Annotated in this window: 23 protein-coding genes; 15 read left to right on the forward strand and 8 right to left on the reverse strand. The window is 60.0% G+C overall.

Annotation, left to right across the window (positions count from 1 at the left end; all coding sequences use genetic code 11):
* Positions 1 to 23 precede the first annotated feature (23 nt).
* Positions 24 to 1,418: a Si-specific NAD(P)(+) transhydrogenase gene (gene sthA, locus CKW30_RS26235; protein ID WP_016775479.1), complete on the forward strand. Its 1,395-nt coding sequence runs from the start codon at positions 24 to 26 to the stop codon at positions 1,416 to 1,418.
* A gap of 42 nt (positions 1,419 to 1,460) precedes the next feature.
* On the opposite strand, the gene CKW30_RS26240 is transcribed toward sthA, so the two are convergent.
* Both CKW30_RS26240 and CKW30_RS26245 read right to left on the reverse strand, forming a co-directional pair.
* A complete protein-coding gene (locus CKW30_RS26240) occupies positions 1,461 to 2,183 on the reverse strand; it encodes a glycerophosphodiester phosphodiesterase family protein (protein ID WP_041477331.1) in 723 nt (240 codons plus the stop codon).
* 14 nt (positions 2,184 to 2,197) lie between these two features.
* A complete protein-coding gene (locus CKW30_RS26245) occupies positions 2,198 to 2,779 on the reverse strand; it encodes a PilZ domain-containing protein (protein WP_016775478.1) in 582 nt (193 codons plus the stop codon).
* Positions 2,780 to 2,873: 94 nt separating this feature from the next.
* On the opposite strand from CKW30_RS26245, the gene CKW30_RS26250 reads away from it, so the two are divergent.
* The 3 genes from CKW30_RS26250 to CKW30_RS26260 all read left to right on the forward strand — a co-directional run bounded on the left by CKW30_RS26250 (position 2,874) and on the right by CKW30_RS26260 (position 6,123).
* Positions 2,874 to 4,124 carry a lipoprotein-releasing ABC transporter permease subunit gene (locus CKW30_RS26250; RefSeq protein WP_041477329.1) on the forward strand — a complete coding sequence of 417 codons (1,251 nt, stop codon included), beginning with the start codon at positions 2,874 to 2,876 and terminating at the stop codon, positions 4,122 to 4,124.
* Positions 4,117 to 4,815 (forward strand): lipoprotein-releasing ABC transporter ATP-binding protein LolD, encoded by a 699-nt coding sequence (lolD, locus tag CKW30_RS26255; RefSeq protein WP_024013628.1) that lies wholly within the window; start codon positions 4,117 to 4,119, stop codon positions 4,813 to 4,815. The genes CKW30_RS26250 and lolD overlap by 8 nt, the downstream gene beginning before the upstream one ends.
* 63 nt (positions 4,816 to 4,878) lie before the next feature.
* Positions 4,879 to 6,123 (forward strand): lipoprotein-releasing ABC transporter permease subunit, encoded by a 1,245-nt coding sequence (locus CKW30_RS26260; RefSeq protein ID WP_071173051.1) that lies wholly within the window; start codon positions 4,879 to 4,881, stop codon positions 6,121 to 6,123.
* Between the two features lie 119 nt (positions 6,124 to 6,242).
* Here CKW30_RS26260 and CKW30_RS26265 read toward each other — a convergent pair whose 3' ends face one another.
* Positions 6,243 to 7,589: a heavy metal sensor histidine kinase gene (locus tag CKW30_RS26265; protein ID WP_056791495.1), complete on the reverse strand. Its 1,347-nt coding sequence runs from the start codon at positions 7,587 to 7,589 to the stop codon at positions 6,243 to 6,245.
* Entirely contained in the window at positions 7,589 to 8,269 is a 681-nt protein-coding gene (locus CKW30_RS26270) for a heavy metal response regulator transcription factor (protein WP_056791492.1), read from the reverse strand. Before CKW30_RS26270 ends, CKW30_RS26265 begins: the two co-directional genes overlap by 1 nt.
* A gap of 166 nt (positions 8,270 to 8,435) precedes the next feature.
* Between CKW30_RS26270 and CKW30_RS26275 the strand changes: the two genes are divergently transcribed.
* A complete protein-coding gene (locus tag CKW30_RS26275; protein WP_056791490.1) occupies positions 8,436 to 8,969 on the forward strand; it encodes a plastocyanin/azurin family copper-binding protein in 534 nt (177 codons plus the stop codon).
* A gap of 61 nt (positions 8,970 to 9,030) precedes the next feature.
* A complete protein-coding gene (queF, locus tag CKW30_RS26280; RefSeq protein WP_095182378.1) occupies positions 9,031 to 9,861 on the forward strand; it encodes an NADPH-dependent 7-cyano-7-deazaguanine reductase QueF in 831 nt (276 codons plus the stop codon).
* 187 nt (positions 9,862 to 10,048) lie between these two features.
* On the opposite strand, the gene CKW30_RS26290 is transcribed toward queF, so the two are convergent.
* Positions 10,049 to 10,315, reverse strand: a complete 267-nt coding sequence (locus CKW30_RS26290) for a DUF4404 family protein (RefSeq protein WP_056791483.1) — start codon at positions 10,313 to 10,315, stop codon at positions 10,049 to 10,051.
* A 108-nt stretch (positions 10,316 to 10,423) separates the two neighbouring features.
* Positions 10,424 to 11,044: a phosphatase gene (locus tag CKW30_RS26295; protein WP_041477319.1), complete on the reverse strand. Its 621-nt coding sequence runs from the start codon at positions 11,042 to 11,044 to the stop codon at positions 10,424 to 10,426.
* A gap of 199 nt (positions 11,045 to 11,243) precedes the next feature.
* Here CKW30_RS26295 and CKW30_RS26300 point away from each other — a divergent pair, with 199 nt between their 5' ends.
* From CKW30_RS26300 to rssC, 3 genes are all read left to right on the forward strand, one after another.
* Positions 11,244 to 11,933, forward strand: a complete 690-nt coding sequence (locus CKW30_RS26300; protein ID WP_016775470.1) for a VacJ family lipoprotein — start codon at positions 11,244 to 11,246, stop codon at positions 11,931 to 11,933.
* A 344-nt stretch (positions 11,934 to 12,277) separates the two neighbouring features.
* Positions 12,278 to 13,459, forward strand: coding sequence for a two-component system response regulator RssB (rssB, locus tag CKW30_RS26305; RefSeq protein WP_095182382.1), 1,182 nt, complete (start codon positions 12,278 to 12,280; stop codon positions 13,457 to 13,459).
* Positions 13,459 to 13,941 carry an anti-sigma factor antagonist RssC gene (gene rssC, locus CKW30_RS26310; RefSeq protein WP_003226553.1) on the forward strand — a complete coding sequence of 161 codons (483 nt, stop codon included), beginning with the start codon at positions 13,459 to 13,461 and terminating at the stop codon, positions 13,939 to 13,941. The genes rssB and rssC overlap by 1 nt, the downstream gene beginning before the upstream one ends.
* 214 nt (positions 13,942 to 14,155) lie before the next feature.
* On the opposite strand, the gene tal is transcribed toward rssC, so the two are convergent.
* Together tal and CKW30_RS26320 are read right to left on the reverse strand one after the other, a co-directional pair.
* Positions 14,156 to 15,082 (reverse strand): transaldolase, encoded by a 927-nt coding sequence (tal, locus tag CKW30_RS26315; protein WP_016775468.1) that lies wholly within the window; start codon positions 15,080 to 15,082, stop codon positions 14,156 to 14,158.
* Positions 15,083 to 15,284: 202 nt separating this feature from the next.
* Entirely contained in the window at positions 15,285 to 16,241 is a 957-nt protein-coding gene (locus tag CKW30_RS26320; protein WP_095182384.1) for a glycosyl hydrolase family 5, read from the reverse strand.
* Positions 16,242 to 16,530: 289 nt separating this feature from the next.
* Here CKW30_RS26320 and CKW30_RS26325 point away from each other — a divergent pair, with 289 nt between their 5' ends.
* The 6 genes from CKW30_RS26325 to CKW30_RS26350 are packed head-to-tail and all read left to right on the forward strand — an operon-like array spanning position 16,531 to position 23,807.
* The gene (locus CKW30_RS26325; RefSeq protein ID WP_041477312.1) at positions 16,531 to 16,971 is read left to right on the forward strand and encodes a low molecular weight protein-tyrosine-phosphatase; all 441 of its coding nucleotides are present in this window, start codon (positions 16,531 to 16,533) and stop codon (positions 16,969 to 16,971) included.
* A 39-nt stretch (positions 16,972 to 17,010) separates the two neighbouring features.
* The gene (locus tag CKW30_RS26330) at positions 17,011 to 19,233 is read left to right on the forward strand and encodes a polysaccharide biosynthesis tyrosine autokinase (protein ID WP_095182386.1); all 2,223 of its coding nucleotides are present in this window, start codon (positions 17,011 to 17,013) and stop codon (positions 19,231 to 19,233) included.
* 40 nt (positions 19,234 to 19,273) lie between these two features.
* Entirely contained in the window at positions 19,274 to 20,356 is a 1,083-nt protein-coding gene (locus tag CKW30_RS26335) for a glycosyltransferase (RefSeq protein WP_095182388.1), read from the forward strand.
* A gap of 15 nt (positions 20,357 to 20,371) precedes the next feature.
* The gene (locus CKW30_RS26340) at positions 20,372 to 21,484 is read left to right on the forward strand and encodes a polysaccharide pyruvyl transferase family protein (RefSeq protein ID WP_041477306.1); all 1,113 of its coding nucleotides are present in this window, start codon (positions 20,372 to 20,374) and stop codon (positions 21,482 to 21,484) included.
* Positions 21,481 to 22,713: an oligosaccharide flippase family protein gene (locus tag CKW30_RS26345; protein ID WP_095182390.1), complete on the forward strand. Its 1,233-nt coding sequence runs from the start codon at positions 21,481 to 21,483 to the stop codon at positions 22,711 to 22,713. The genes CKW30_RS26340 and CKW30_RS26345 overlap by 4 nt, the downstream gene beginning before the upstream one ends.
* Positions 22,704 to 23,807: a hypothetical protein gene (locus CKW30_RS26350; protein WP_016775461.1), complete on the forward strand. Its 1,104-nt coding sequence runs from the start codon at positions 22,704 to 22,706 to the stop codon at positions 23,805 to 23,807. The genes CKW30_RS26345 and CKW30_RS26350 overlap by 10 nt, the downstream gene beginning before the upstream one ends.
* The last annotated feature ends 4 nt before the right edge of the window (positions 23,808 to 23,811 follow it).

Below are 23,811 nucleotides of genomic sequence, written 5' to 3' on the forward strand. Positions count from 1 at the left end.
GCGGCCTGTTCTGAGGAGTACGCATGGCTGTCTACAACTACGACGTGGTGGTACTGGGTTCCGGCCCGGCGGGAGAAGGCGCGGCAATGAACGCCGCCAAAGCGGGGCGCAAGGTCGCGATGGTCGACAGCCGTCGTCAGGTCGGCGGCAACTGCACCCACCTCGGCACCATCCCGTCCAAGGCACTGCGTCACTCGGTGCGGCAGATCATGCAGTTCAACACCAACCCGATGTTCCGCGCGATCGGCGAGCCACGCTGGTTCTCCTTCCCGGACGTGTTGAAAAGCGCCGAAAAAGTCATTTCCAAACAAGTCGCATCGCGCACCGGCTACTACGCCCGTAACCGCGTCGATGTGTTCTTCGGCACCGGCAGCTTCGCCGACGAGCAAACCATCGAAGTGGTCTGCGGCAACGGCGTGGTCGAGAAGCTGGTGGCCAAGCACATCATCATCGCTACCGGTTCGCGCCCGTATCGCCCGGCGGACATCGATTTCCACCACCCGCGCATCTACGATAGCGACACCATCCTCAGCCTCGGCCACACCCCGCGCAAACTGATCGTTTACGGCGCTGGTGTGATCGGTTGCGAATACGCATCGATCTTCAGTGGTCTGGGTGTGCTGGTCGAACTGGTCGACAACCGTGGCCAGTTGCTGAGCTTCCTTGACTCGGAAATTTCCCAGGCGCTGAGCTACCACTTCAGCAACAACAACATCACCGTGCGTCACAACGAAGAGTACGACCGCGTCGAAGGCGTGGACAACGGCGTGATCCTGCACCTGAAATCCGGCAAGAAGATCAAGGCCGACGCCTTGCTCTGGTGCAACGGCCGTACCGGCAACACCGACACGCTGGGTCTGGAAAACATCGGGGTCAAGGTCAACAGCCGTGGCCAGATCGAAGTCGACCAGAACTACCGCACCTGCGTGGAGAACATCTACGGCGCCGGTGACGTGATCGGCTGGCCAAGCCTGGCCAGCGCCGCCCACGACCAGGGTCGTTCGGCCGCTGGCAGCATCGTCGACAATGGCAGCTGGCGCTTCGTCAATGACGTGCCGACCGGCATCTACACCATTCCGGAGATCAGCTCGATCGGCAAGAACGAGCAGGAGCTGACCCAGGCCAAAGTGCCGTACGAAGTCGGCAAGGCCTTCTTCAAGAGCATGGCGCGGGCGCAGATTGCCGGTGAGCCGCAGGGCATGCTGAAGATCCTCTTCCACCGCGAAACGCTGGAAGTGCTCGGCGTGCATTGCTTCGGTTATCAGGCGTCGGAGATCGTTCACATCGGTCAGGCGATCATGAACCAGCCGGGCGAGCTGAACACCCTGAAGTATTTCGTCAACACCACGTTCAATTACCCGACCATGGCCGAAGCCTATCGGGTAGCGGCGTACGACGGCCTCAACCGGCTTTTTTGACGGGCTCCGGCCGGTGGCCTGAGCCGGCCGGGGAGACCGATTTCAGCAATTCTCAAGGGTGGCAGTGGCCAAACCGGGAAAGTCTGTAATCAGGCTGTCAACGCCGAAGTCGGCGAGTCTGCGCATCAGTGCAGGCTCGTTGACGGTCCACACCGACACATGCAGGCCCTGACGCTGCGCCTTTTGCAGGCGTTCCGGCGTACACAGCGTCCAGTTCAACGCGAGAATTTCGCAACCGTAGCTGGCCGCCACCTTCAACGGATCGAGCCAGGCGTATTCGGCCACCAGGCCACGGGATACGTCCGGTACCAGGTCCAGCGCTGCCTTCAAGACTTCCCGTGAACTCGAGGTGATCGTCACCTTGTCGAGCAGGCCATGCCGTTGAGCCATTTCCCGAATCGCCAGCACGGTAGTCGCCGCGCGGGTGCGTGAAGCGCTTTTGACTTCCAGCTGCCAGTGCTCGAAATCACATTTCTCGAACAACTCTTCCAGCGTCGGAATCGGGCACGGCTGGATCCAGCCCGGGCCACCCTTGCGCGCGTCGTAGGTCACCAGTTCGGCGGCGGTGTGCTCGACGACTTTGCCGCGACGGTCGGTGGTGCGCTTGAGCGTCGGGTCATGGATGACCATCAGCTCGCCGTCCTTGGACAGGTGCAGATCCAGTTCGCAGCGGCGCACGCCGTGCTTGAGGCATTCCTGAAAGCTGCTCAGGGTGTTTTCCGGTGCTTCGCCCTTGGCGCCGCGGTGGCCGTAGATGAGGGTCACGGTGCTTCCTTAAGTTAAATGCCAGATTCGTTCTGTTCGCGGGCCAGACGGCGTTCCTGAGCCTGCTTCTGCAAGATGTAGCGCGCGAGCAATTGGCGCTGGGCATCGGTCGGGCGCTCGAACTCGGTGCCGACGTCATAGCCATCGCCCTTGGGATCGCAATGGGTGACCCGGGCGCGCAGCAGCAGGCCGAGTGCCTGCGGCATCAGTACCAGTTTCACCGACAGGTGCGCGCCGGTGGCAATCGGCGTCGGGTACTGAAAGTCGATCCCGCCCTCGGAGATGATCACCGGCTGCGGCTCGCCGATGTGTCCGAGCACCGTCAGGGCGATTACCTGGCTGAGCAGGTCGATGCGTTTGTTCTGCGATTTGAGGAACGCGGCGATGGCGCGGTCGCGCTCGCTGATCTGTCGCAGCAGGTGCTGCGACTCGAATTCGCTCAGGTGCAGTTCGCTGAGCAAGTTGAAGAGTGGGGAAGCATCCTGCAACACTTCCTGGCCTGCGGCTTCGGGAGCGGACAGGGGCCGAATTTCCAGTGCGATCGTGTCCTCGATACGGTAGTATTCGCGGCGATCTTCTTCATCTAATGTCGACATGGCGAACCCATGGTAGCGGCGGTGGTCTGAGTGTAAAGCTGGTTTTCGACCCCCGCCACAAGGACGTTCCTTTTCCCTCCGAACAAGCCCCGACATGTTCAGACCTCTCTTCGTATTTATCGGCACGCGTTATACCCGTGCAAAGCGTCGCAATCATTTTGTGTCATTCATTTCCCTGACTTCGATGATCGGGCTCGCCCTTGGCGTGGTCGTGATGATCGTCGTGCTGTCGGTGATGAACGGCTTCGACCATGAGATGCGCACCCGCGTGCTGGGCATGGTGCCCCACGCCACTCTCGAGACCGGCGAGCCGATCAATGACTGGCAGAGCCTGGCCGACAAGGTCAGGCAGAACCGGCAGGTGACGGCGGTGGCGCCGTTCACCCAGATGCAGGGCCTGCTGACCAATAACGGTCAGGTTTCCAAGGTGTTGCTCAATGCCATTGATCCTGCGCTCGAGCGCAATGTGTCGATCATCGACAACTTCATGAAGCAGGGCAAACTCGACGACCTGACACCGGGCAGCTTCGGCATCGTCATCGGCGACAAGGCCGCGACCAAGCTTGGCGTTGGCATCGGCGACAAGGTCACTTTCGTTGCACCTGAGGTCAGCGTGACCCCGGCCGGGATGTTCCCGCGCATGAAGCGCTTCACCGTGGTCGGGATTTTCCATGTCGGCGCCGGTGAGCTCGACGGCTACCTCGGCGTGACCAATCTGCAGGATCTGGCGAAAATGCACCGCTGGAAAGCCGATCAGGTGCAGGGCCTGCGGCTGAAGTTCGACGACCTGTTCCAGGCCCCGCGCGAGGCGTGGAACATTGCCCAGCAGCTCGGCGAAGATCGGTACTACGCCCGCGACTGGACCCGCACCCACGGCAACCTGTATCAAGCGATCCGCATGGAAAAAGCCATGATCGGGCTGCTGTTGCTGCTGATCGTCGCCGTCGCCGCGTTCAACATCATTTCCACGCTGGTGATGGTGGTCAACGACAAGAAGGGCGACATCGCCATTCTGCGCACCCTTGGCGCCACTCCGGGCACGATCATGCGCACGTTCATGGTTCAGGGCACGGTGATCGGCGTGGTCGGCACGGCCATCGGCGCGGTGGTCGGGATCCTCGCGGCACTGAATGTCAGTGCGGCCATTTCGGCGCTTGAAGGGCTGATCGGCCACAAGTTCCTTAATGCTGACGTGTATTTCATTGATTATCTTCCTTCGCAGGTCCAGAGCCAGGACGTCGTCATGGTCTGCGCCGCTGCGTTGGTCCTGAGTTTCCTCGCCACCCTGTATCCCGCCTGGCGTGCCGCGCGCACCCAGCCGGCGGAGGCGTTACGTTATGAGTGAGTCGGGCATGAGTGAACAAGCAATTCTGAGCTGCCGTAACCTGGGCAAGTCCTATGAGGAGGGCCCGGAGTCGGTACAAGTGCTGGCCGGCCTGCAACTGGAGCTGCACCCGGGCGAACGTGTAGCGATCGTGGGCAAATCCGGTTCCGGCAAGAGTACTTTGCTCAACTTGCTCGGCGGTCTCGATACGCCAAGCAAGGGCAGCGTCTGGCTCGACGGTGAAGAACTGTCTGCGTTGAGCGAGAAAAAGCGTGGCCTGCTGCGCAATCGCGCGCTTGGTTTCGTTTACCAGTTTCACCATTTGCTGCCGGAATTCACCGCGCTGGAAAACGTCTGCATGCCGCTGTTGATCGGCAAGACCGCCATCCCGGAGGCGCGTCAGCGTGCCACGGCATTGCTGGAGCGCGTCGGTCTTGGCCATCGTCTGGAACACAAACCGGCGGAACTGTCCGGCGGCGAGCGTCAGCGCGTGGCCATCGCCCGTGCCCTGGTCAACAACCCGGGGCTGGTGATGCTCGATGAGCCAACCGGTAACCTCGACCTGCACACCGCCGAAGGCATTCAGGATCTGATGCTGGAGCTGAGCACTTCGATGCGCACAGCGTTCCTGGTGGTGACGCACGACATGAACCTGGCTCGCCAGATGGACCGCGTCCTGCAGTTGCAGGAAGGTTGCCTGACCCCCATCTGACTGGCTGAAACCCGGCGCCCGTAACGGTGCCGGGTCTTTTATTTCTATACGGTGCCCCAGCGAATGTTCAGACCGTTATCGATCTTTATCGGCACGCGCTATACCCGCGCCAAGCGCCGCAATCGCTTTGTTTCGTTCATTTCGATGACCTCGATGATCGGCCTCGCCCTCGGCGTGCTGGCGATGATCGTCGTGCTGTCGGTGATGAACGGCTTTCAGCGCGAAATGAGCTCGCGCATCCTCGGCATGGTGCCCCATGCGACCATCGTTGGCGTCAAGCCGATCGATGACTGGCAGCCAGTGGCCGCCGCTGCGATGAAAAATCCCGAAGTGACGGCCGCCGTGCCGTTCACCGAAATGGAAGGCATGCTGTCCTACAAGGGTTCGATGCAGCCGATTCAGATCAGCGGCGTTGATCCGGCCCAGGAAGGCAAGGTGTCGATCGTTGCCCAGCACATCGTCCAGGGTCGTCTGGATGCCTTGAAGCCGGGTGAATTCGGTGTGGTGATCGGTGAAATCACCGCGCGGCGTTTCCGCCTCAATGTCGGCGACAAGATCACTCTGATCGTCCCGGAAGTCAGCACCGCGCCGGGCGGTATCACCCCGCGCATGCAGCGCCTGAATGTGGTTGGCGTGTTCAAGGTCGGCGCCGAGCTGGACGGCTCGATGGGCCTGATCCATGTCGCCGATGCCGCGACCATGCAGCACTGGCAGCCGAATCAGGTGCAGAGCGTGCGGCTGGCGGTCAAGGATCTGTACGCGGCACCGAAAGTGTCTGCGGACATCGCCAGTGGCCTCGGCGCTGACTTCAAGGCTGACGACTGGACTCACACCCAGGGCAGCCTGTTCAGCGCGATGAAGATGGAAAAAACCATGATCGGCCTGCTGTTGCTGATGATCGTCGCGGTGGCGGCGTTCAACATCATCGCAACGCTGATCATGGTGGTGAACGACAAGGGCGCCGACATCGCGATCCTTCGCACGATCGGTGCCACGCCCCGGCAGATCATGGCGATCTTCATGGTGCAGGGCACGGTGATCGGTATTGTCGGCACCATCATTGGCGGCGTGCTGGGCGTTATCGCCGCGCTTAACGTCAGTGAATTGGTCGGCTGGGTGGAGCGTGTGACCGGGCAGCACATCTTCAGTTCGGATGTGTATTTCGTCAGCAACCTGCCCTCGGAACTGCAGGGTGGGGATGTGCTGTTGATCTGCTCGGCGGGTTTCATCCTGAGCTTCCTGGCGACGGTGTATCCGGCGTGGCGAGCGGCGAAGATTGAGCCGGCGCATGCGCTGAGATATTCGTAAGCGACTCCATGCTCGTTCCCACGCTCTGCGTGGGAATGCCTCAAAGGACGCTCTGCGTTCGGCTCTTGAAGAGACGCGGAGCGTCCCGGGCTGCATTCCCACGCAGAGCGTGGGAACGATCAGGTCCGAGGCAACTCGATCACAAACCGCGTCCAACCCGCTTCAGATTCGCAATGAATCTGCCCGCCATGCGCCCGCACGATCGACTGAGTAATCGCCAGCCCCAACCCCGCATGCTCACTGCTGCCTTCCTGCCGCGCCGGATCCGCTCGATAGAAGCGGTCGAACAGACGTGGCAGTAATTGCGCGGAAATACCCTCGCCACTGTTCTCGACGCAAACGCGCACAGCTTTCGCCTCGTCGACGATGCTCAAGCGAACGTACCCCTCGGCCGGGGTAAACCGCAGCGCGTTATCCAGCAGGTTCGACAACGCCCGGCGCAACATGCCGCGATCACCTTCGATACGCGCCTCACCTTCACGGCTCAAGCTCACGCCAGCGTCTTCCGCCAATGGCGCAAAAAACTCCAGCAACATGTCGGCCTCATCCGCCAGCTCCAGTGGTTCGCGCTTGGGCATCAGCAAGCCGTGGTCAGCCTTGGCCAGGTAGAGCATGTCGTTGACCAGTTGCGCCATCCATTGCAGTTCTTCGAGGTTGCTGTGCAGCGCTTCGCGGTAATCCTCCAGTGCCCGAGGGCGGGTGAGGGTGACCTGGGTGTGGGTCAGCAGATTCGACAGTGGCGTGCGCAGCTCATGGGCGATGTCGGCGGAGAACGCCGAGAGGCGCTGAAACGAGTCGTCGAGGCGTGCGAGCATGGCGTTGAAGCTGTAGGCCATTTCTGCAAGCTCTGGTGGCATCTTCTCTTCAGGCAGTCGGGCATTCAGCGATTGCGCAGAAATCCCACGGGCCACCGCGCTCATCCGCCGCAACGGGCGCAGACCGCTACGCGCGGCCCAGGCCCCGAGCACGGCAGTGGCCAGCGCCGACAGGCCGACGGTCAGCCAGATCAGATGCTGCATGCGCGTAAGAAAATGCTGGTGATGGGTGATGTCCAGCAGCAGCGTCAGTTGTGGCGAATCCGCTGTGTCCGGGTAGAGCGGGGCGCGCAGCACGCGGTAATCGGTGCCGTCATGGCTGATGGTAGACAGGCCGGTTTGCAGGGGCAGATTCTTCGGAATTTGCACCGAGCTGTCATACCAGTGCTGCCCGTCGCCACTGGTGATGCGCAACGACAGATCGGCCTGACGGCTGAGTTCATCGGCCAGCCGCGCCTCGCGCTGGGCAGGTTGGAGATCCTGCAAGGCGCGGCGCAGGCCGATCAGTTTCGTCTCCAGTTGTTGCTGATCGAGTTCGATGAAGTGCGCCTCGCTGGCGCGGTCGAACAGCACCCCGGCGAACAGCGAGACCACCGCAGTGCAGGCGGCAAACAACAGCGCCAGGCGCGTGCTCAAGGACAGGCTACGCATCACAGCGAACGCTCTTCGAGCACGTAACCCATGCCGCGCACGGTGTGGATCAACTTGTTGGGGAAGTCATCGTCGATCTTCAGGCGCAAGCGGCGGATCGCCACTTCGATGACGTTGGTGTCGCTGTCAAAATTCATGTCCCAGACCTGCGAAGCGATCAGCGACTTCGGCAACACTTCACCCTGGCGGCGCAGGAGCATTTCCAGCAGGGCGAACTCCTTAGCGGTCAGGTCGATGCGCTGGCCGCTGCGTTCGACCCGGCGGCGGATCAGATCCAGGCGCAGATCGGCCAGTTGCAGGCTGGTTTCCTGGGCGATTGCGCTGCCGCGTCGCAACAGGCTGCGCACCCGGGCGAGCAATTCGGAGAAGGCGAATGGCTTGACCAGATAATCGTCGGCGCCCAGTTCGAGGCCTTGAACCCTGTCCTCCACGGCGTCTTTGGCGGTGAGAAAAAGTACCGGCGTTTCGAGGCCAGCGCTGCGCACCGCTTGCAGAATCTGCCAGCCACTGCGCCCGGGCAGCATTACATCGAGGATCAACAGCGCGTAGTCACCGCTCAAGGCCAGTTGCTGGCCGCTGATGCCATCGGCCACCAGCTCGGTATTGAATCCGGCCTCGGTCAGGCCCTGACGCAGGTATTGGCCGGTTTTCGCTTGGTCTTCGACGATCAACAGTTTCATGGGCGACTCGGGCTGCTTCGGGATGAAAAAGGGCGAGGGCGTTATACCGTGAGATCCGGCGATAAGCGCCAAGCTGACAAAGTTGTAATCTGCCTGTCAGGTCGATGCCAGCACTGGGTGGTTAGAGTTTCCCACAGGCTGAACCTTGTCTCGTTGGAGTACGACCATGTTTTTGCGCACCTCGCTGAAAATAGCCACCTGTCTGCTGGCATTGAGTTCGCCAGCCTGGGCGGCACCCGCGCACACCTTCGCCTTCGGCCAGCCGGCAGCGGCGAGCCAGGCTACGCGCAGTATCGAAATCGTCATGGGCGACATGAACTTCGACCCGAAAGCCATACAGGTCAAGGCCGGTGAGACGGTTCGCTTTGTACTGGTGAATAAAGGCCAGTTGCTGCATGAATTCAACCTCGGTGATGCGGCGATGCATGCCAGTCACCAGCAGGAAATGTTGCAGATGCAGCAAAGCGGCATGCTTACGCCTACCGGCATGAAAGAAATGTCCCACGACATGGCGGGCATGAATCACGCGGCGATGGGCCACGGCATGCAGCATGACGACCCCAACAGCGTGCTGGTCGAGCCCGGTAAAACCGCCGAGTTGACCTGGACCTTCAGCAAGGCCACGGCGCTCGAGTTTGCCTGCAATATCCCCGGGCATTATCAGGCCGGCATGGTCGGCAAACTGACAGTCAGTCAGTAAGCACTCAAAGGCGCGGGCAAAGGCTGGTAGAATCCGCTGATTCTTCAGTCAGGTTTCCGCCATGCATCCCGCAGCCGAACATTCGCCGCTGGGCAAATCCAGCGAATACATCGCCACCTACACGCCGTCCCTGCTGTTCCCGATTCCGCGCACCGCGAAATGGGCCGAGCTGGGCCTGACCGCCGAAACCCTGCCGTATAAAGGCGTGGATTTCTGGAACTGCTTCGAGCTGTCGTGGCTGCTGCCCTCGGGCAAACCGGTGGTGGCGATCGCTGAATTCAGCATCCCGGCGGACTCGCCGAACATCATCGAATCGAAGTCGTTCAAGCTCTACCTCAACTCGCTGAACCAGACGCCGTTCGCCGACGTTGCCATATTGCAAGCGACGCTGGTCAAGGATCTGTCCGCCGCTGCCGGCAAACCTGTGGGCGTTCGGGTTCGCAGTCTGAAGGACGTCGAAGCCGAAGGCGTGGTGGCGTTGCCGGGCGTGTGCATCGACGATCTGGATATCAGCGTGAGCAACTATGAGCATCCGCGTCCGGAGCTGCTGCGTTGCGACAATTCGCGCGTGGTCGAGGAGAGCGTGCACAGCCACCTGCTCAAATCCAACTGCCCGGTGACCAGCCAGCCGGACTGGGGCAGCGTGGTAGTGGAATATCGCGGCGCGGCGCTGGATCACGCCAGCCTGCTGGAGTACATCGTCAGCTTCCGCCAGCATTCGGACTTCCATGAGCAATGCGTTGAGCGGATTTTCCTCGATCTGCAGCGGTTGTTGAAACCTGAAAAGCTCACCGTGTTTGCACGTTACGTTCGCCGGGGTGGGCTGGATATCAATCCGTATCGCAGTACCGAAAGCGTACAACTGCCGAATCATCGGCTCGTACGTCAATAAAGGTCCTGAATGTGCGATATCCAATGTGGGAGCGAGCCTGCTCGCGAATGCGGTGTGTCATTCAACGATGATGTCGACTGATACGACGCCTTCGCGAGCAGGCTCGCTCCCACAAGGGCTTGCATGCACATTTTGCAAATGAAAAAGCCCTGCCATCGCTGGCAGGGCTTTTTTGTGCGGCGGGGCGTCAGATGCCCATGCTGCCCAGCGCGTTGACGATGTTGCGCAGGGTGCCGGCGATCGCCGGGTGTTCGACTTCGAAGCGCTCCACGGCAAGGTTCACCCCGTCCACCAGGTTGTTGTCCTGTAGCTGATTTTCCAATTGAATTTCTGCTTCGATCTGCGCCATCAACCGGTGTAAGTTTTCACGTTCAGACTCGGACAGAGGCGGGTTCTGCTCCAATTGATCACGCAAGGTGTTGAGCTGATCCTGCAGTTCTCGTCGGGCGGGCATGGTGGTTTCCTTTTATCAATAGGCACTGGCATTGACCGCAGCCACGCGCCAAAGGTCTATGGCTGACCTTTAGATTAATCCACTCTCGGTAAACCTGCATGACGCCGGTCAGGGCTTTTCGCCTTTGGCGCGGCGCAAGCTGATGTCGGCGAGGCAGGCGTCCAGTTCGCCGAGATGATCGATCACCGAATGCACACCCAGGCCGAACAACTGCACGGTGGCCTTGCCGCGCAACTTTTCGCGTTCCTTTTGCGACAGAACCTGCCACTCGCTCGGGCTCAGGCCGCACAGCGAGCCGCAGGACGCCAGGCCAATCGTCCATAACCCGGCATTCAGACCGGCCTGTAACAGGCGCGGCTCACCACTGACCAGCACGCAGCCGTCGAGGCGGTCGATGTTCAAACTCATCAACGCTTGCCAGCAGGCGTTGGGGGCGGGCCACGGATTCATTGTTGCTGAATGTTGCGTCGGCTTGATCCAGTCCGGCAGCGACGCGGCCAGTGGTTGAGCGAGGGCAGGGGGCAATTCGTCGAGCCACGCGCAGGGAATTCCCTGGCGCTGCAAACTTTTCAAGCTATCGAGTGCGCCCGGTGTAGTTTTGGCATGTTCCGGCTGGGCGTTGAGCTCTTGCGCGGCGCGGGCACCGAAATCCACCAGGCAACCGCTCAGGCCGAACAGCACGGCAGTCAGGCCGGGCGCGGCCACGGGCAAGGTTTCGGCGTGAGTCATGGCAACGTCCCTGAAATAACGCTCAAGACTAGGGCGCTGGGGTGACAGTTGCATGACAGCCGAGTGAAAGCCTGTGTAGGAAACTTCCTGCATATCCTTGCAGCGGCGCACTGCCCAAATCGCCGTTTACGCTTATACTAGCGGCCTTAATGCCCGGGCCGAGAGGACCGCGCCAGTATCGAATCCAAGGAGTTTTTCTATGCGCTGGAGCCCTTCGCTCACTCAGCTAAGTGTATGTGCCAGCCTGTTGCTGGCGCCGTTCGCCACCCAGGCGGCCACCGAAGAAGACCCTTGGGAAAGCGTCAACCGGCCGATTTTCCAGTTCAACGACTTCGTTGACACCTACGCGCTGAAGCCATTGGCCCAGGGTTATGAGTTCATCACCCCGCAGTTCGTCGAAGACGGCATTCACAACATGTTCCGCAACGTCGGTGACGTGACCAACCTGGCCAACAACATCCTCCAGGCCAAACCGGCTGCGGCGGGCGTTGATACCGCCCGACTGATTTTCAACACCACCTTCGGACTGCTCGGCTTCTTTGATGTCGGCACCAAGATGGGCTTGAACCGCAGCGACGAAGACTTCGGTCAGACCCTCGGCTATTGGGGCGTGGGCAGCGGCCCATACGTGATGCTGCCGCTGATGGGGCCGAGCACCCTGCGTGACGCACCGTCGAAATACGTCGACAGCTTCACCGGCGCGTACCGCTACATCGACCACGTGCCGACGCGTAACTCGATCTTCGGCCTGAATATCGTTGACACCCGCGCCAGCCTGCTGTCGAGCGAGAAGCTGATCAGCGGCGACAAATACACCTTCATCCGCAACGCTTACCTGCAGAACCGCGAGTTCAAGGTGAAGGACGGTCAGGTCGAAGACGATTTCTGATTTCGACCGGCGACAGAAAGGCGACCCTCGGGTCGCCTTTTTTGTCCGCGCCAGAGCGTTGCCTGCGACTGCCACTACCTTCCATCGGGTTACCGTTGGAGCGGTTCTTATAACTCCCGGTGATTTGACAAACAAAGTCGTCAAGCGACAATCGGCGCATGCTTGAAACGCTCTGCGGATGGGAGTACCGTCTGCGCCTTAGAAGGGCACCTCTGTTTAAAACCGCGCGCCAGGCGAATGCTTGAAAGCGCTGCAACAGAGAGGCTAGAAAGCGAATCCAGTAGTCTGCGCAGGGCCGTTGCCCCGCTCACTACGCCAACCTAATTCTGGCGCCGTTTGCCCACATGCCAAAAACCAGTGCCACGCTGCTGATAATCGATGATGACGAGGTAGTGCGCGCGAGCCTCGCGGCCTATCTGGAAGACAGTGGTTTCAGCGTCCTGCAGGCCGGCAACGGTCAACAGGGTCTTCAGGTATTCGAGCAAGACGAGCCCGATCTGGTCATCTGCGATCTGCGCATGCCGCAGATGGGCGGTCTCGAACTGATCCGTCAGGTTACCGAGCGCTCATCGGAGACGCCGGTGATCGTGGTCTCGGGTGCCGGGGTGATGAACGACGCAGTCGAGGCCCTGCGCCTTGGTGCGGCGGATTACCTGATCAAGCCTCTCGAAGATCTGGCTGTGCTCGAGCACTCCGTGCGCCGGGCCCTGGATCGTGCGCGGCTGCTGCTGGAAAACCAGCGCTACAGCGAGAAGCTGGAAAAGGCCAACCGCGAGCTCGAAGCCAGCCTGAACCTGCTCCAGGAAGACCAGAACGCCGGTCGTCAGGTGCAGATGAACATGCTGCCGGAAAGCCCGTGGAGCATTGACGAATTCAATTTTGCCCACCAGATCATCCCGTCGCTGTACCTGTCGGGTGATTTTGTCGACTATTTCCGCGTTGACGAGCGCCGGGTCGCGTTTTATCTGGCGGATGTTTCCGGGCATGGCGCGTCATCAGCCTTCGTCACCGTGCTGCTGAAGTTCATGACCACGCGTTTGCTCTTCGAATCGAAACGCAGCGGTACCTTGCCGGAGTTCAAGCCTTCGGAAGTGCTCGGTCATATCAACCGGGGGCTGATCAGTTGTAAGCTGGGTAAACACGTCACAATGGTCGGTGGAGTCATCGACGAGGAGACCGGTTTGTTGACCTATAGCATCGGCGGCCATCTGCCTTTGCCTGTGTTGTACACGCCTGACAGTGTTCGTTATCTCGACGGCCGTGGTCTGCCGGTGGGGCTTTTCAACGAAGCCACCTACGAAGACCACGTGCTTGAGCTGCCGCCGACGTTCAGCCTGACGCTGATGTCTGATGGCATTCTGGACCTTTTGCCGGAAGCAACGCTCAAAGAAAAAGAGGCTGCTTTGCCCGAACGGGTGAAGTCGGCGGGCGGCAGCCTGGATGGTCTGCGGCAAGTGTTTGGTTTGGCCACGCTAGGGGAGATGCCGGATGATATCGCCCTGTTGGTGTTGAGCAGGAATCTTTAATGAGTACCGGTAGAATCCAGTTCGCCGAGCAGGACGGCACCTTCGTCCTGAAGTTCGTCGGTGAAGTTCGCCTGACCCTGTGTTCGGCGTTGGATGCGACTATTGAGAAAATCTTCACCGCGCTGAATTTCAACGCGATCGTGATCGATTTGACCGAAACCCGCAGCATCGACAGCACCACCCTGGGCCTGCTGGCCAAACTGTCGATCCTGTCGCGGCAGAAGGTCGGCCTGTTGCCGACGGTTGTCACCACCCACGAAGACATCACTCGGCTTTTGCAGTCGATGGGCTTCGAGCAGGTGTTCAACATCGTCAACCACCCGGTGCCGTGCCCGGAGTGCCTGGACGACCTGCCGGATCAGGACCAGTCCGAAGAAGTGGTGCGAATCAAGGTGCTGGAAGCGCACAAGATTCTCATGGGCCTGAACGATTCCAATCGTGAAGCGTTTCATGATCTGGTCAATGCCCTGGAAAGACACTGACCTCATGAATTGATGGTGTCTGGGCTGGCCTCATCGCGGGCAAGCCCGCTCCCACAATGATCGCGTGAAACCTCAAACTTAGGTTCTCCACATACCCTGTGGGAGCGGGCTTGCCCGCGATGGCGTCGGGTCGGTCGATACATTTATCAGTGCAGGCAAATGAAAAAGGGCGAACCCTCACAGGTTCGCCCTTTTTGCGTTCTACAGACTCAAATCACAGCTTGGCCTGCAGCAACGCTTCCAGCTTCTCCTGGTCGCGGGCGAACTGACGGATGCCTTCAGCCAGTTTCTCGGTGGCCATCGCGTCTTCGTTGGACAACCAGCGGAATTGCGCTTCGTTGAGGCTCAGACGCGCTTCACCGGCATTGCCCGGCGCCAGTTTGCGTTCCAGCTTGCCGGTATCGGCGGCCAGCTTCTCCAGCAGTTCCGGGCTGATCGTCAGGCGATCGCAGCCAGCCAGTTGCTCGATCTGGTTGATGTTACGGAAGCTCGCGCCCATGACCACGGTCTTGTAGTCGTTGGCCTTGTAGTAGTTGTAGATGCGCGTCACCGACTGCACGCCCGGATCATCGGCGCCGGTGTAGTCGTTGCCGTTGGCCTTCTTGTACCAGTCGTAGATGCGGCCCACGAACGGCGAGATCAGGAACACCCCGGCGTCGGCGCAGGCGGCGGCCTGGGCGAAGGAGAACAGCAGCGTCAGGTTGGTCTGGATGCCTTCCTTCTCGAGGATCTCGGCGGCGCGGATGCCTTCCCAGGTCGAGGCGATCTTGATCAGCACGCGGTCACGGCCAACGCCGGCCTTGTCGTACAGCTCGATCAGGCGATGCGCACGCTTGAGGATCGCATCCTGGTCGAAGGACAGGCGCGCATCCACTTCGGTGGAGATGCGGCCTGGAACCACGTTGAGAATTTCCTTGCCCACTGCGACGCCGAAACGGTCGCTGGCCAGGCCTACATCGCCCTTGCAGTCGCGAACGCAATCGTTCAGCAGTTCGGCGTAACCGTGAATCGCCGAAGCCTTGAGCAGCAGGGAAGGGTTGGTGGTGGCATCGGTCGGTTTGACTCGGGCGATCGCTTCGAAGTCGCCGGTGTCGGCAACCACGGTGGTGAACTGTTTGAGTTGTTCCAGCTTGGAAGTCATGGGCGTGCTCTATCCTATGGGTCTGAAGACATTACCCGAGCGCTGACGGGCACTCAAGGGTGCATTCGTGGATCGATGGCCCCTGCGGCAACAACCTGAAAACGATTGTTTGAAAGGCGGGGCGCGGTGTCGCTGAATACGATGCCAAAACAGCCCACAGGTTCAAAGCAACCGACCTGTGAACAGGCCGGTCGCCCAACGCCTACTCAGCGTTCAACACACCTTCCACGGACAACCGCGCCGGTTTTGGCTGGCCGTCAGAGGTCAGAAAGCCGAAGTTCTTCTCGCGATCGTTGCTGCCTGAATCACTGTTCCGCCATTCATAGATAGAGGTCAGGGGAATATTGAGGCGTTTAACGTCGGTAATAAACGCGTTGATCTTGGTCGCTTGCCCCTCAGGACCACCGTTGGAGGCGAGGGCCGAAACCCCCCATTCACTGATGACCCCCGGCAGATTGAAGTTCTGCTGGATGAAGGTCTGCGCGTTGCTGATCTGCGTGGCGGTCATGCCGTAAGGGTGGTAGGACACGGCGTTCAAGCATTTGGGGTACTCGCTGACGATACTTTTCAGCGCCACCGTCGACGCCGAGCCCGCGCTTGGCGGCCGGGCGAAGCCGAAACCGACCCGTGGTGTCGTCTGTGGCTGAGCTTCGAAGGCCTTGCACATGCCGGCCATGAACGGCACGAACGTTGTATCGAAATTGCGCGTCGGCCAATAGGTTTCCAGGTCCGGCTCGTTCCAGATTTCGATCGCCACCAATTGCGAGCTCCAGGATTTTTCCAGCCCGGTCACGGTGTTGGCGAACTTACCGCCGGCGGCGTTCAGCTCCTCCGGCGAAGTGGCCGGCAGTGCCTTGATCGCGCGCACCGTCAGCAGCACCGGCAGGCCGGCGGAAGCGGCGGCGGCGAAGGCGTCGCTGACCTGTTTCTGATACGTCTTGGCGGTGAGGCTGTCACTCCACACACCGAAGCGCACAAAGCTGAAGCCGGCGGCCTTGATTTGCGCGGCATCGGCGGCGGTGAAGCTCTGGATTTTCACCTGCACGCCGATGGTTTTCGCTGGAAGGTTGGGAAACAGCTCACTGGCGTGAACCTGGCTGGCGGCACCGAGCGCCATCAGGGCGAGGGCGGCGAGTTTATTGCGCTGTGCTGTTTTCATGTCTGCTCTCCTGAAGAGAATGACAACTACGAATATTTATCCCGTTACTCAATTTCCGATAACGGTGATGGCACTAAGTGCGCGAATGTTATTTTTTGTCAGGAAAACAGCAACTGAAAATCACAGTTATTTTTAGTCCGCTAATTGTGGTTGGGGCGGCTTAAAACGCTGTGGTACTTAATGTTCCTGTACTAACAGGGCGAAGCTATTTCTGAGTGCAGGAAAGTCGAGAGGGTTCATTAACTTTCACGGCATGTTGGCTGTTTGATATTACACAGGAAAGCAAGACTTGTTCAAAAAGATCCTCGTTGTCTGCGTGGGCAATATATGCCGAAGTCCGACGGCTGAACTGCTGCTGCGCAACGCGCTGGGCCAGTCCGCCATCACCGTGTCCTCAGCCGGCCTGTCCGCCCGCGTGGGCGAGGGCGTGGAGGCCTCGGCGCGGCAGGTTCTCGAAGAGCACGGGCATTGCGCCGAGGCCTTCAAGGCGCGGCAACTGACCTCGGACATCGTCAATGACTCGGACCTGATCCTGGTCATGGAAAAGACCCACGTCAATCAAGTGCTGAAGATTGCCTCGCACGCCCGAGGCAAAGTGTTTCTGCTCGGCAAGTGGCAGAGCGAGCGCGAAATACATGATCCGTATCGTCAAGGCAAAGCCGCGTTTATTCATGCCCACGCATTGATCGAAGATGCTGTTAGTTCATGGGCAAAGCGTCTCGGGCATTGATGAATCTTCTTCAGAACAGTAAATGGTAAGAACAGACTTATGCAGTTACCGTCCGTAATCGGCACCCGCGACAATGATCAAGACAGTATTGATCTGCTCGGCATCTTCGGCAGCCTGATCGACCAGAAGTGGCTGATCGGCGCGCTGACCGGTGCCTTCATGGTCACCGGCGTCGCCTATGCGGTTCTGGCGACGCCGGTGTACCTGGCGAACGCGCTGGTGCAGGTCGAACCGAAAAAGAACGACATGCTCGGTTTCTCCGACCTCAACAGCATGCTCGGCGGGCAATCGCCGTCGGTGACCGAAATCGGCATCATCAAATCCCGCGCGGTGATCGGCAAAACCGTTGACGACCTGCGCCTGGATATCGACGTCACGCCCAACACGTTCCCGTTGATCGGCGGCTTCCTTTCGCGGCGCTATCGCGGTGACAGCGAGACCAGCGTCGCGCCGCCGCGTTTCGGTTTGAACAGTTATGCCTGGGGCGGCGAACGTCTGGAATTCACTCGGCTGCAATTGCCGAAAGACCTGCTCGGCAAGAAACTCACCCTGATCGCCGGCGAGCAGCAGCGTTTTCAGCTGTTCGATGAAAACGACAATCTGCTCGCCGAAGGCGTGGCCGGCGAAGCGTTTGCCAACGATGGCGTGGAAGGGCAGATCGCGCACTTTTCGGCCAACCCCGGCACGCGCTTTCAGGTGGTGCGCAATCCTCGGATTGTGACCATTCAGGGCTATCAGGACGCGCTGGATATCTCCGAACAAGGCAAGGAGTCGGGGATCATTCGTCTGGCGCTGGCCAGCTCCGACGCGGCCGAGGCGGTGAAGATCCTCAACAAGATCGCCTCGCTCTACGTCGAGCAAAACGTACGGCGCACTTCGGCGGAAGCCGCGCAGAGCCTGGCCTTCCTGCAAAGCCAGTTGCCCCAGGTCAAGCGTGATCTGGCCAGGGCCAGCGACGCCTTGAATGCCTACCAGACCCACGGCAAGACCGTAAACATCTCGCTGGAAACCCAGTCGGTGCTGGGCCAGTCGGTGGCGCTGGAAACGCGCATTTCCGAGCTGAAAATGCAGCAGGCCGAACTCGATCGCAAGTTCACCAAACAGCACCCGGCCTATCGCGCCTTGATGACGCAGATCGGCGAATTGACCCAGCAGCAGAAATCCCTCGAAGGCAAGGTCCAGGACTTGCCGGCCACCCAGCAGGAATTGCTCAACCTGACCCGTGACGTCGAGGTGGCTTCGCAGATCTACACGCAGTTGCTGAACAAATCCCAAGAACTCGACATCGTCCGCGCCGGGGCCGTCGGCAACGTGCGCCTGATCGACACCGCCGATGTCGACCTGACCAATCCGATCAAACCGAAGAAACCACTGATCGTGCTGATCGCGACATTGCTCGGCGCGTTTGTCGGCGTGGCGCTGGTGCTGCTGCGCAAATCCCTCAGCCGTGGCCTTGAAGGCCCGGAAGGCATCGAGCAGTTGGGCCTGCCGGTTTATGCGTCGATTCCCTACAGCGCCTTGCAGGAAGAAGAGGACAACAAAAAGGGCCGCGCCCGCGATGGCGTCGACAAACCGGCGTACCTGCTGGCGCTGCGCAACCCGACTGATCTGTCGATCGAATCGATCCGTAGCCTGCGCACCTGCCTGCACTTTGCCGGGCTCGATTCGACCAACAACCGCATCATGATTTCCGGGCCGAGCCCGCAGGTCGGCAAGACCTTCGTCTCGTCCAACCTTGCGGCGGTCATGGCCCTCAGCGGCCAGCGCGTGGTGCTGATCGATGCCGACATGCGCAAAGGGCACCTGCACAAAACCCTCAACACGCCGATCAGTAACGGGCTGTCCGACCTGCTGGTCAAGCGCTGCACCCTCGAACAGGCGATCAACAAAGTCGAAGTCGACAACCTGCACTTCATCAGCCGGGGACAGGTGCCGCCCAATCCTTCCGAGCTGCTGATGCACGCCAACTTCCGCGAACTGCTGGCGCAACTGAGCGAGCGCTACGACCTGGTGATCATCGACACGCCGCCACTGCTGGCAGTGACCGATGCCGCCATCGTCGGTCGCGAGGCTGGCATCAGCCTGATCGTCACCCGCTTCGGGGTGAACCCGGCCAAGGAGATTGAACTGACCATTCGCCGCTTCGCCCAGAACGGCATCGAGTTGAAAGGCGCGGTGTTCAACGGCGTCGAGAAGCGTGCGGCCAGCTATTACGGCGGCACTGGCTATTACAACTACGAATACGCGTCCGACAAATCCTGATGGTTGCCGATTGTTCTTTCCTGTTTGAAGTGGGTGAGTTGTGAAAAAAATACTGCACGTGGCAGAGACGATCAAAGGTGGCGTGGCGACGGTGATCCGCACGATCTCGGCATCCCCAGAAGACGACGCAGCGAATTATCAACTGGTCTATCTGGTACCCGAGGATCAGGCCAAGGAGCTGCACGGCATCGCCCCGCAGCAGGTGCGCACCTTTCCACGCAGTGGCCGTAACGTGCCGTCGCTGCTGCGTTTCGCCTGGCGTCTGAGCCAGGTGCTGCTCAAGGAAAAACCCGACGTGGTGCATTTGCACAGCACCTTTTCCGGGGTGATCGGCCGTGTGGTGTGCGTGCTGTTGCGACCATGGCGCAAGCCGAAAATCGTCTACTGCCCGCATGCGTTTTCGTTCCTGATGGAAAGCTCGCCGACCAAGCAGAAGGTCTACGCGTGGATCGAGCGCGTGCTGCAGAAAGTCACCGACGTGATCATCTGCGTCAGCCAGTACGAGCTGGATAAAGCCGCGCGTTTCGGCATCGAGCGCAAGCGCATGAAGCTGATCTACAACGGCATTCACCCCAAGGACGACGCACCGAAGAGCGTTGGCGCCGAGCCGATTCATCTGCTGTTCGTCGGGCGTCTGGATTACCAGAAAGGCTTCGATGTGCTGCTCAAGGCCTACGCCAAGGTCAATCGCAACGACCTCAAACTGACGGTGGTTGGCAGTGCGGTCAACGAAGACTCTGTCGAGTGCCCGCCGATGGATTCGGTCGAGTACCTGCCGTGGGTGACGCCGAGTGAAGTGCAGGCGCTGTATCAGAAAGCCGATGCGCTGATTGTGCCGAGTCGCTGGGAAGGCTTTGCCATGGTGCCGCTGGAAGGCATGGCCATGGGGCTGCCGGTGATTGCCAGTAACTGCACCTCGCTGCCGGAACTGGTCACCAACGAAGTGTCCGGCTACGTCTTCCCGTCCGGCGATCACCAGGCGCTGGCCGACGTTTTGACGATCATCCAGAAGCCGCGACTGCTCGACCTCGGCAACGAAGGCCGGAGCATTGTCCGCGAACGTTTCAGCGCCGCGTTGATGATCCGCCAGACCTACGACCTGTATCACGCTCCCACTTATTAAGTAGAACTCAAGCTTATGAACGTAACGATTTTGCATGGCTACAGTGCGTCCAACTCCGGTGACGGTCTGCTCGTCGATCTGGCCATTGCTCTGGTGCAGCGTAACTTCGGTGACGACACCGCGATCAGTGTCGTGGCGTCCGACCCTGAGTCGTTCAACTATCTGCCGCACCCGCGTTTCGATGCGCCGGTGATGGCGGCCAAGGGTCTGGGGCGGGTCAAGCAAGCGGTGTTTCTCAATCAGTCCTACGCCGGGCTCGCCGATCTGCTGAAGAAAACCGATCTGATCGTCGGTGTCGGCGGCGGTTACATGCGTTCGAAAAGCGCCTTCGAGCACATCAAGCTGAAGCTCGGCCATGCCAAGCAACTGGAAACCGCGATTCTCAGCAAAGTGCCGTCGGTGTACCTGCCGCAGAGCATCGGCCCGTTCCACGGCGAGAGCAGCAAGATCGTCGAACACTACGCCAGCGCCGATGCGGTGTTCGTGCGTGACAACCGTTCCTCGGCCATCTTCGATGCTTGCGAAAACGTCTACCGCGCGCCGGATCTGGCGGTGCAGTCGCTGGCGAGCAAGATTCTTCAGCAACCGAAATTCACTCGCTGCGCCGCCTCGCCGGCGACCGTCTGCGTGGTGCTGCGCAAGCCACCGGAGTGGAGCAAAGAGAAGAAGGTCGCTTATGTGGCCAATCTGAAACTGCTGCTGCAGCGCCTGAAGAACAAAAGCAAAGTGGTCTGCGCCGTGCAAAGCGCGGTGCGCGGCAACGATGACGGCGCGTTCTACCGCGAGCTGGGCATCAACGAAGACCTGCTGTCGCTGAAGGCAACCATCGCCAAATACCAACCGGACCTGGTGATCTCGGTGCGTCTGCACGGCGCCATCGAATCGCTGCTCTCCGGCGTGCCGGCGTATCACATCAGCTACGAGCGCAAAGGTTTTGGCGCCTACCAGGACATGGGTGTCGAGGACTGGGTGATCAACGGCGGCGATATCGACGTCGACACCATCATCAACACCGTTTACGCGCCCAATGCCTTGGCGGATTTCGGCAAGCGCCTGACCGACACTTGCCGCGAGATCGAGGCGAAAACCGTGGCCATGGACGAAATCATCAAGGGTGTCGTTCGATGATATTTCGGCTGTTGCTTCGCGGCGGAGCCTTGGGCGCGAAGTTCTTGCTGGTGTTGGCCATCACCCATTACCTCGGTTACGAGGCGCTGGGTTTTTATGGCGTGGTGGTCGCGGCTTCGCTGATCGCTTCGAAGTTCTACAGCGTCGGCTTCAGTTCCGAAATCAACCGTTTGATCAGCGTCGGCGGCAGTTCGCGGCGGGTGGTCGAGAAGGTTCTGCTGCTGTATCTGGCGGTGGGGCTGTTGTTGTCGGTGCTGACGGTACTGATCTATTCGCTGTTCCAGTCGGTGGAAGCAACCGCCACGTTGATCCTGTGCGTGACGCTGGTGTTGCTCACTGAGCACCTGTCGTTCGAAATCAATTCCTTCGTGTTTTCCGCGCAGAAAGCCACCGCCGGTGCTCTGCTGTTCTTCATCAAGACCGGCCTGTGGGCGGTGTTGGCGGTGGGCGGCATGGTGCTCGGCTGGGTCGCGGGCATCGCCAGTGTGTTGTGGCTGTGGGTCGCCGCCAACGTGCTGGTGATCATTGCGGGTTACCTGATCGTGGTTGACGTGCACAAGGGCCGCGAAGCAGCGCCGCTGGACACCGCGACGGTGTGGAAGGCCGGGTTGCCGTTCTATCTCGGCACCGGTCTGATCGCCCTGAGTCAGTACGCCGAGCGCTTTCTGATCATCGACCTGGAGCCCTACGCCAGCCTCGGTAAATATGTGTACGCGTGGTCGGCGGCCAATACCTTGCAGGCATTGTCTTATGCGGTGGTGGCGGTGGTCGGCATTCCGGTGCTGGCCAAACGGTTTCAGGCCGATCAGCAGGCGTTCACGGTCAGGCAACTGTTCGTCAACAAATGGGTGATGCGCTCGCTAGTGGTCTCCGCCGTTGTGGCCGTGGCGATCTATGTGTTTTTCAATGTGCTGCTCGATTACGTCGCCAGCAGCGTGCCGCGCCCGGATAACGCGCTCCTCGCGGTGCTGATTTTTTCCTTCGCTTTGCGGGCGATTGGCGACATCGTCTGGGGCGGTTTGATTGCTTCGAAAAACAGCCGGGTGTCGCTGGCCAGCGCGGCGCTCTGTCTGCTGATTTCAGTGCCGGTCAGCTATGTGCTGATCAAGCATTACTCGATCTATGGCGCGGCGTGGGGCAATGTTTTCGCCATCGTCGTGCAACTCGGTGTGATTGCAGTGTTGACCCGTGTCACCGGCGCGAAAAAGGCTGCGCTGTCATGGGCCTGAAGCTGCCGCGCATCGAGTTTCGTGGGCGCAAATTCGATTCGTCGATTTCCTTTCTGATTCTGTTCACCGGGCTGTTTCTGTCAGTGGCGATGCCGTTGCTGGTGCCGCGTGATCCGGGTCCGGATGCGATGACGTTGTGGTCGTCGTATGCGCGTGCCGACAACTGCAATTTCTGGAACCCGTTCTCGCCGGATCGCTCGTCCTACGAGTGTTCGGCGTTCCTGCTGCGGCCCACCGGGATCAACCTGACCAATGCCTGGGCCTACGGCATGTTCTGCAATTTCTTCCTCACCGCAATTCCGGTGGTGGTGTTCCGGCGCATGCCGCTGACCATCTTCGGCACCCTGTGCCTGTGGGGCATCGTGCGCTCGTTTTTCCTTGAGAACCTGACCAAGGAAATCATCGTGTCGGTAGCGGTGTTGAGCATTCTGCTCAGCGCATTGACGCGCAAATATCGCGGCGGTTTTTTCCTCTCGGCGGTGATTTACGGTGTGCTGATCCGGCCGTACTGGATTCTGTTTTCGCTGTCGTGGGTCGGCGTCTGCGTGATGAAAAAGTACGTCTCGCGCTTCACCTTCTTTCTGATGCTGTTTCTGTTTTATCTGGCGGTGGCCATGGCCATTCAGCTGGCGCTGGGCTTTCCGGTGTCATCGATCCGCGCGAGCAACAACGAGCTGCGCACGGCGGGCGAGGAGGGCTCGAAATCGCTGATCGTCTCCTGGCTCAGCGGCAGTGACTTCGTCTCCCAGGCACTGGATTCGATGATCATTTTCTTCCGCCTGTCGTTCCCGGTTGAGCTGATTCTGCTGTCCGGGCCGGGGCAGGTGATCTTCGTTGCGCTGATGATCATGACCGCGCTGCTGCTGTTCAAGGTCATCACTTCGACCGACTACAAGGGCGCGCCGATCCAGACCAAACCCAAGGAACTGATCGCGATTCCGCTGGCGTTTCTGTTGGTGCAAGGCTTGTTCGAGCCGGACTTCGGCTCCTTTGCCCGCCACTTCTCCATGGTCGTGCCGGTGTTGTTCGTTGGCCTGGGCTTGATGCTGCGCGCGAACAAACCGGTGCAGGTCGAATCAAGAATTCTCACTTAAGGCA

It is taken from the genome of Pseudomonas sp. Irchel 3F6 (assembly GCF_900187595.1).
GTDB lineage: Bacteria > Pseudomonadota > Gammaproteobacteria > Pseudomonadales > Pseudomonadaceae > Aquipseudomonas > Aquipseudomonas siliginis.

Coding starts and splice junctions, on each gene's coding strand:
- CKW30_RS26245 (WP_016775478.1), bottom strand. CDS start 2,779: ATGTCGACATTAGATGAAGAAGATCGCCGCGAATACTACCGTATCGAG.
- CKW30_RS26295 (WP_041477319.1), bottom strand. CDS start 11,044: ATGACTCACGCCGAAACCTTGCCCGTGGCCGCGCCCGGCCTGACTGCC.
- sthA (WP_016775479.1), top strand. CDS start 24: ATGGCTGTCTACAACTACGACGTGGTGGTACTGGGTTCCGGCCCGGCG.
- CKW30_RS26345 (WP_095182390.1), top strand. CDS start 21,481: ATGATATTTCGGCTGTTGCTTCGCGGCGGAGCCTTGGGCGCGAAGTTC.
- rssB (WP_095182382.1), top strand. CDS start 12,278: ATGCCAAAAACCAGTGCCACGCTGCTGATAATCGATGATGACGAGGTA.
- CKW30_RS26260 (WP_071173051.1), top strand. CDS start 4,879: ATGTTCAGACCGTTATCGATCTTTATCGGCACGCGCTATACCCGCGCC.
- queF (WP_095182378.1), top strand. CDS start 9,031: ATGCATCCCGCAGCCGAACATTCGCCGCTGGGCAAATCCAGCGAATAC.
- CKW30_RS26250 (WP_041477329.1), top strand. CDS start 2,874: ATGTTCAGACCTCTCTTCGTATTTATCGGCACGCGTTATACCCGTGCA.
- lolD (WP_024013628.1), top strand. CDS start 4,117: ATGAGTGAGTCGGGCATGAGTGAACAAGCAATTCTGAGCTGCCGTAAC.
- CKW30_RS26350 (WP_016775461.1), top strand. CDS start 22,704: ATGGGCCTGAAGCTGCCGCGCATCGAGTTTCGTGGGCGCAAATTCGAT.
- CKW30_RS26275 (WP_056791490.1), top strand. CDS start 8,436: ATGTTTTTGCGCACCTCGCTGAAAATAGCCACCTGTCTGCTGGCATTG.
- CKW30_RS26330 (WP_095182386.1), top strand. CDS start 17,011: ATGCAGTTACCGTCCGTAATCGGCACCCGCGACAATGATCAAGACAGT.
- tal (WP_016775468.1), bottom strand. CDS start 15,082: ATGACTTCCAAGCTGGAACAACTCAAACAGTTCACCACCGTGGTTGCC.
- CKW30_RS26265 (WP_056791495.1), bottom strand. CDS start 7,589: ATGCGTAGCCTGTCCTTGAGCACGCGCCTGGCGCTGTTGTTTGCCGCC.
- CKW30_RS26320 (WP_095182384.1), bottom strand. CDS start 16,241: ATGAAAACAGCACAGCGCAATAAACTCGCCGCCCTCGCCCTGATGGCG.
- CKW30_RS26340 (WP_041477306.1), top strand. CDS start 20,372: ATGAACGTAACGATTTTGCATGGCTACAGTGCGTCCAACTCCGGTGAC.
- rssC (WP_003226553.1), top strand. CDS start 13,459: ATGAGTACCGGTAGAATCCAGTTCGCCGAGCAGGACGGCACCTTCGTC.
- CKW30_RS26300 (WP_016775470.1), top strand. CDS start 11,244: ATGCGCTGGAGCCCTTCGCTCACTCAGCTAAGTGTATGTGCCAGCCTG.
- CKW30_RS26290 (WP_056791483.1), bottom strand. CDS start 10,315: ATGCCCGCCCGACGAGAACTGCAGGATCAGCTCAACACCTTGCGTGAT.
- CKW30_RS26270 (WP_056791492.1), bottom strand. CDS start 8,269: ATGAAACTGTTGATCGTCGAAGACCAAGCGAAAACCGGCCAATACCTG.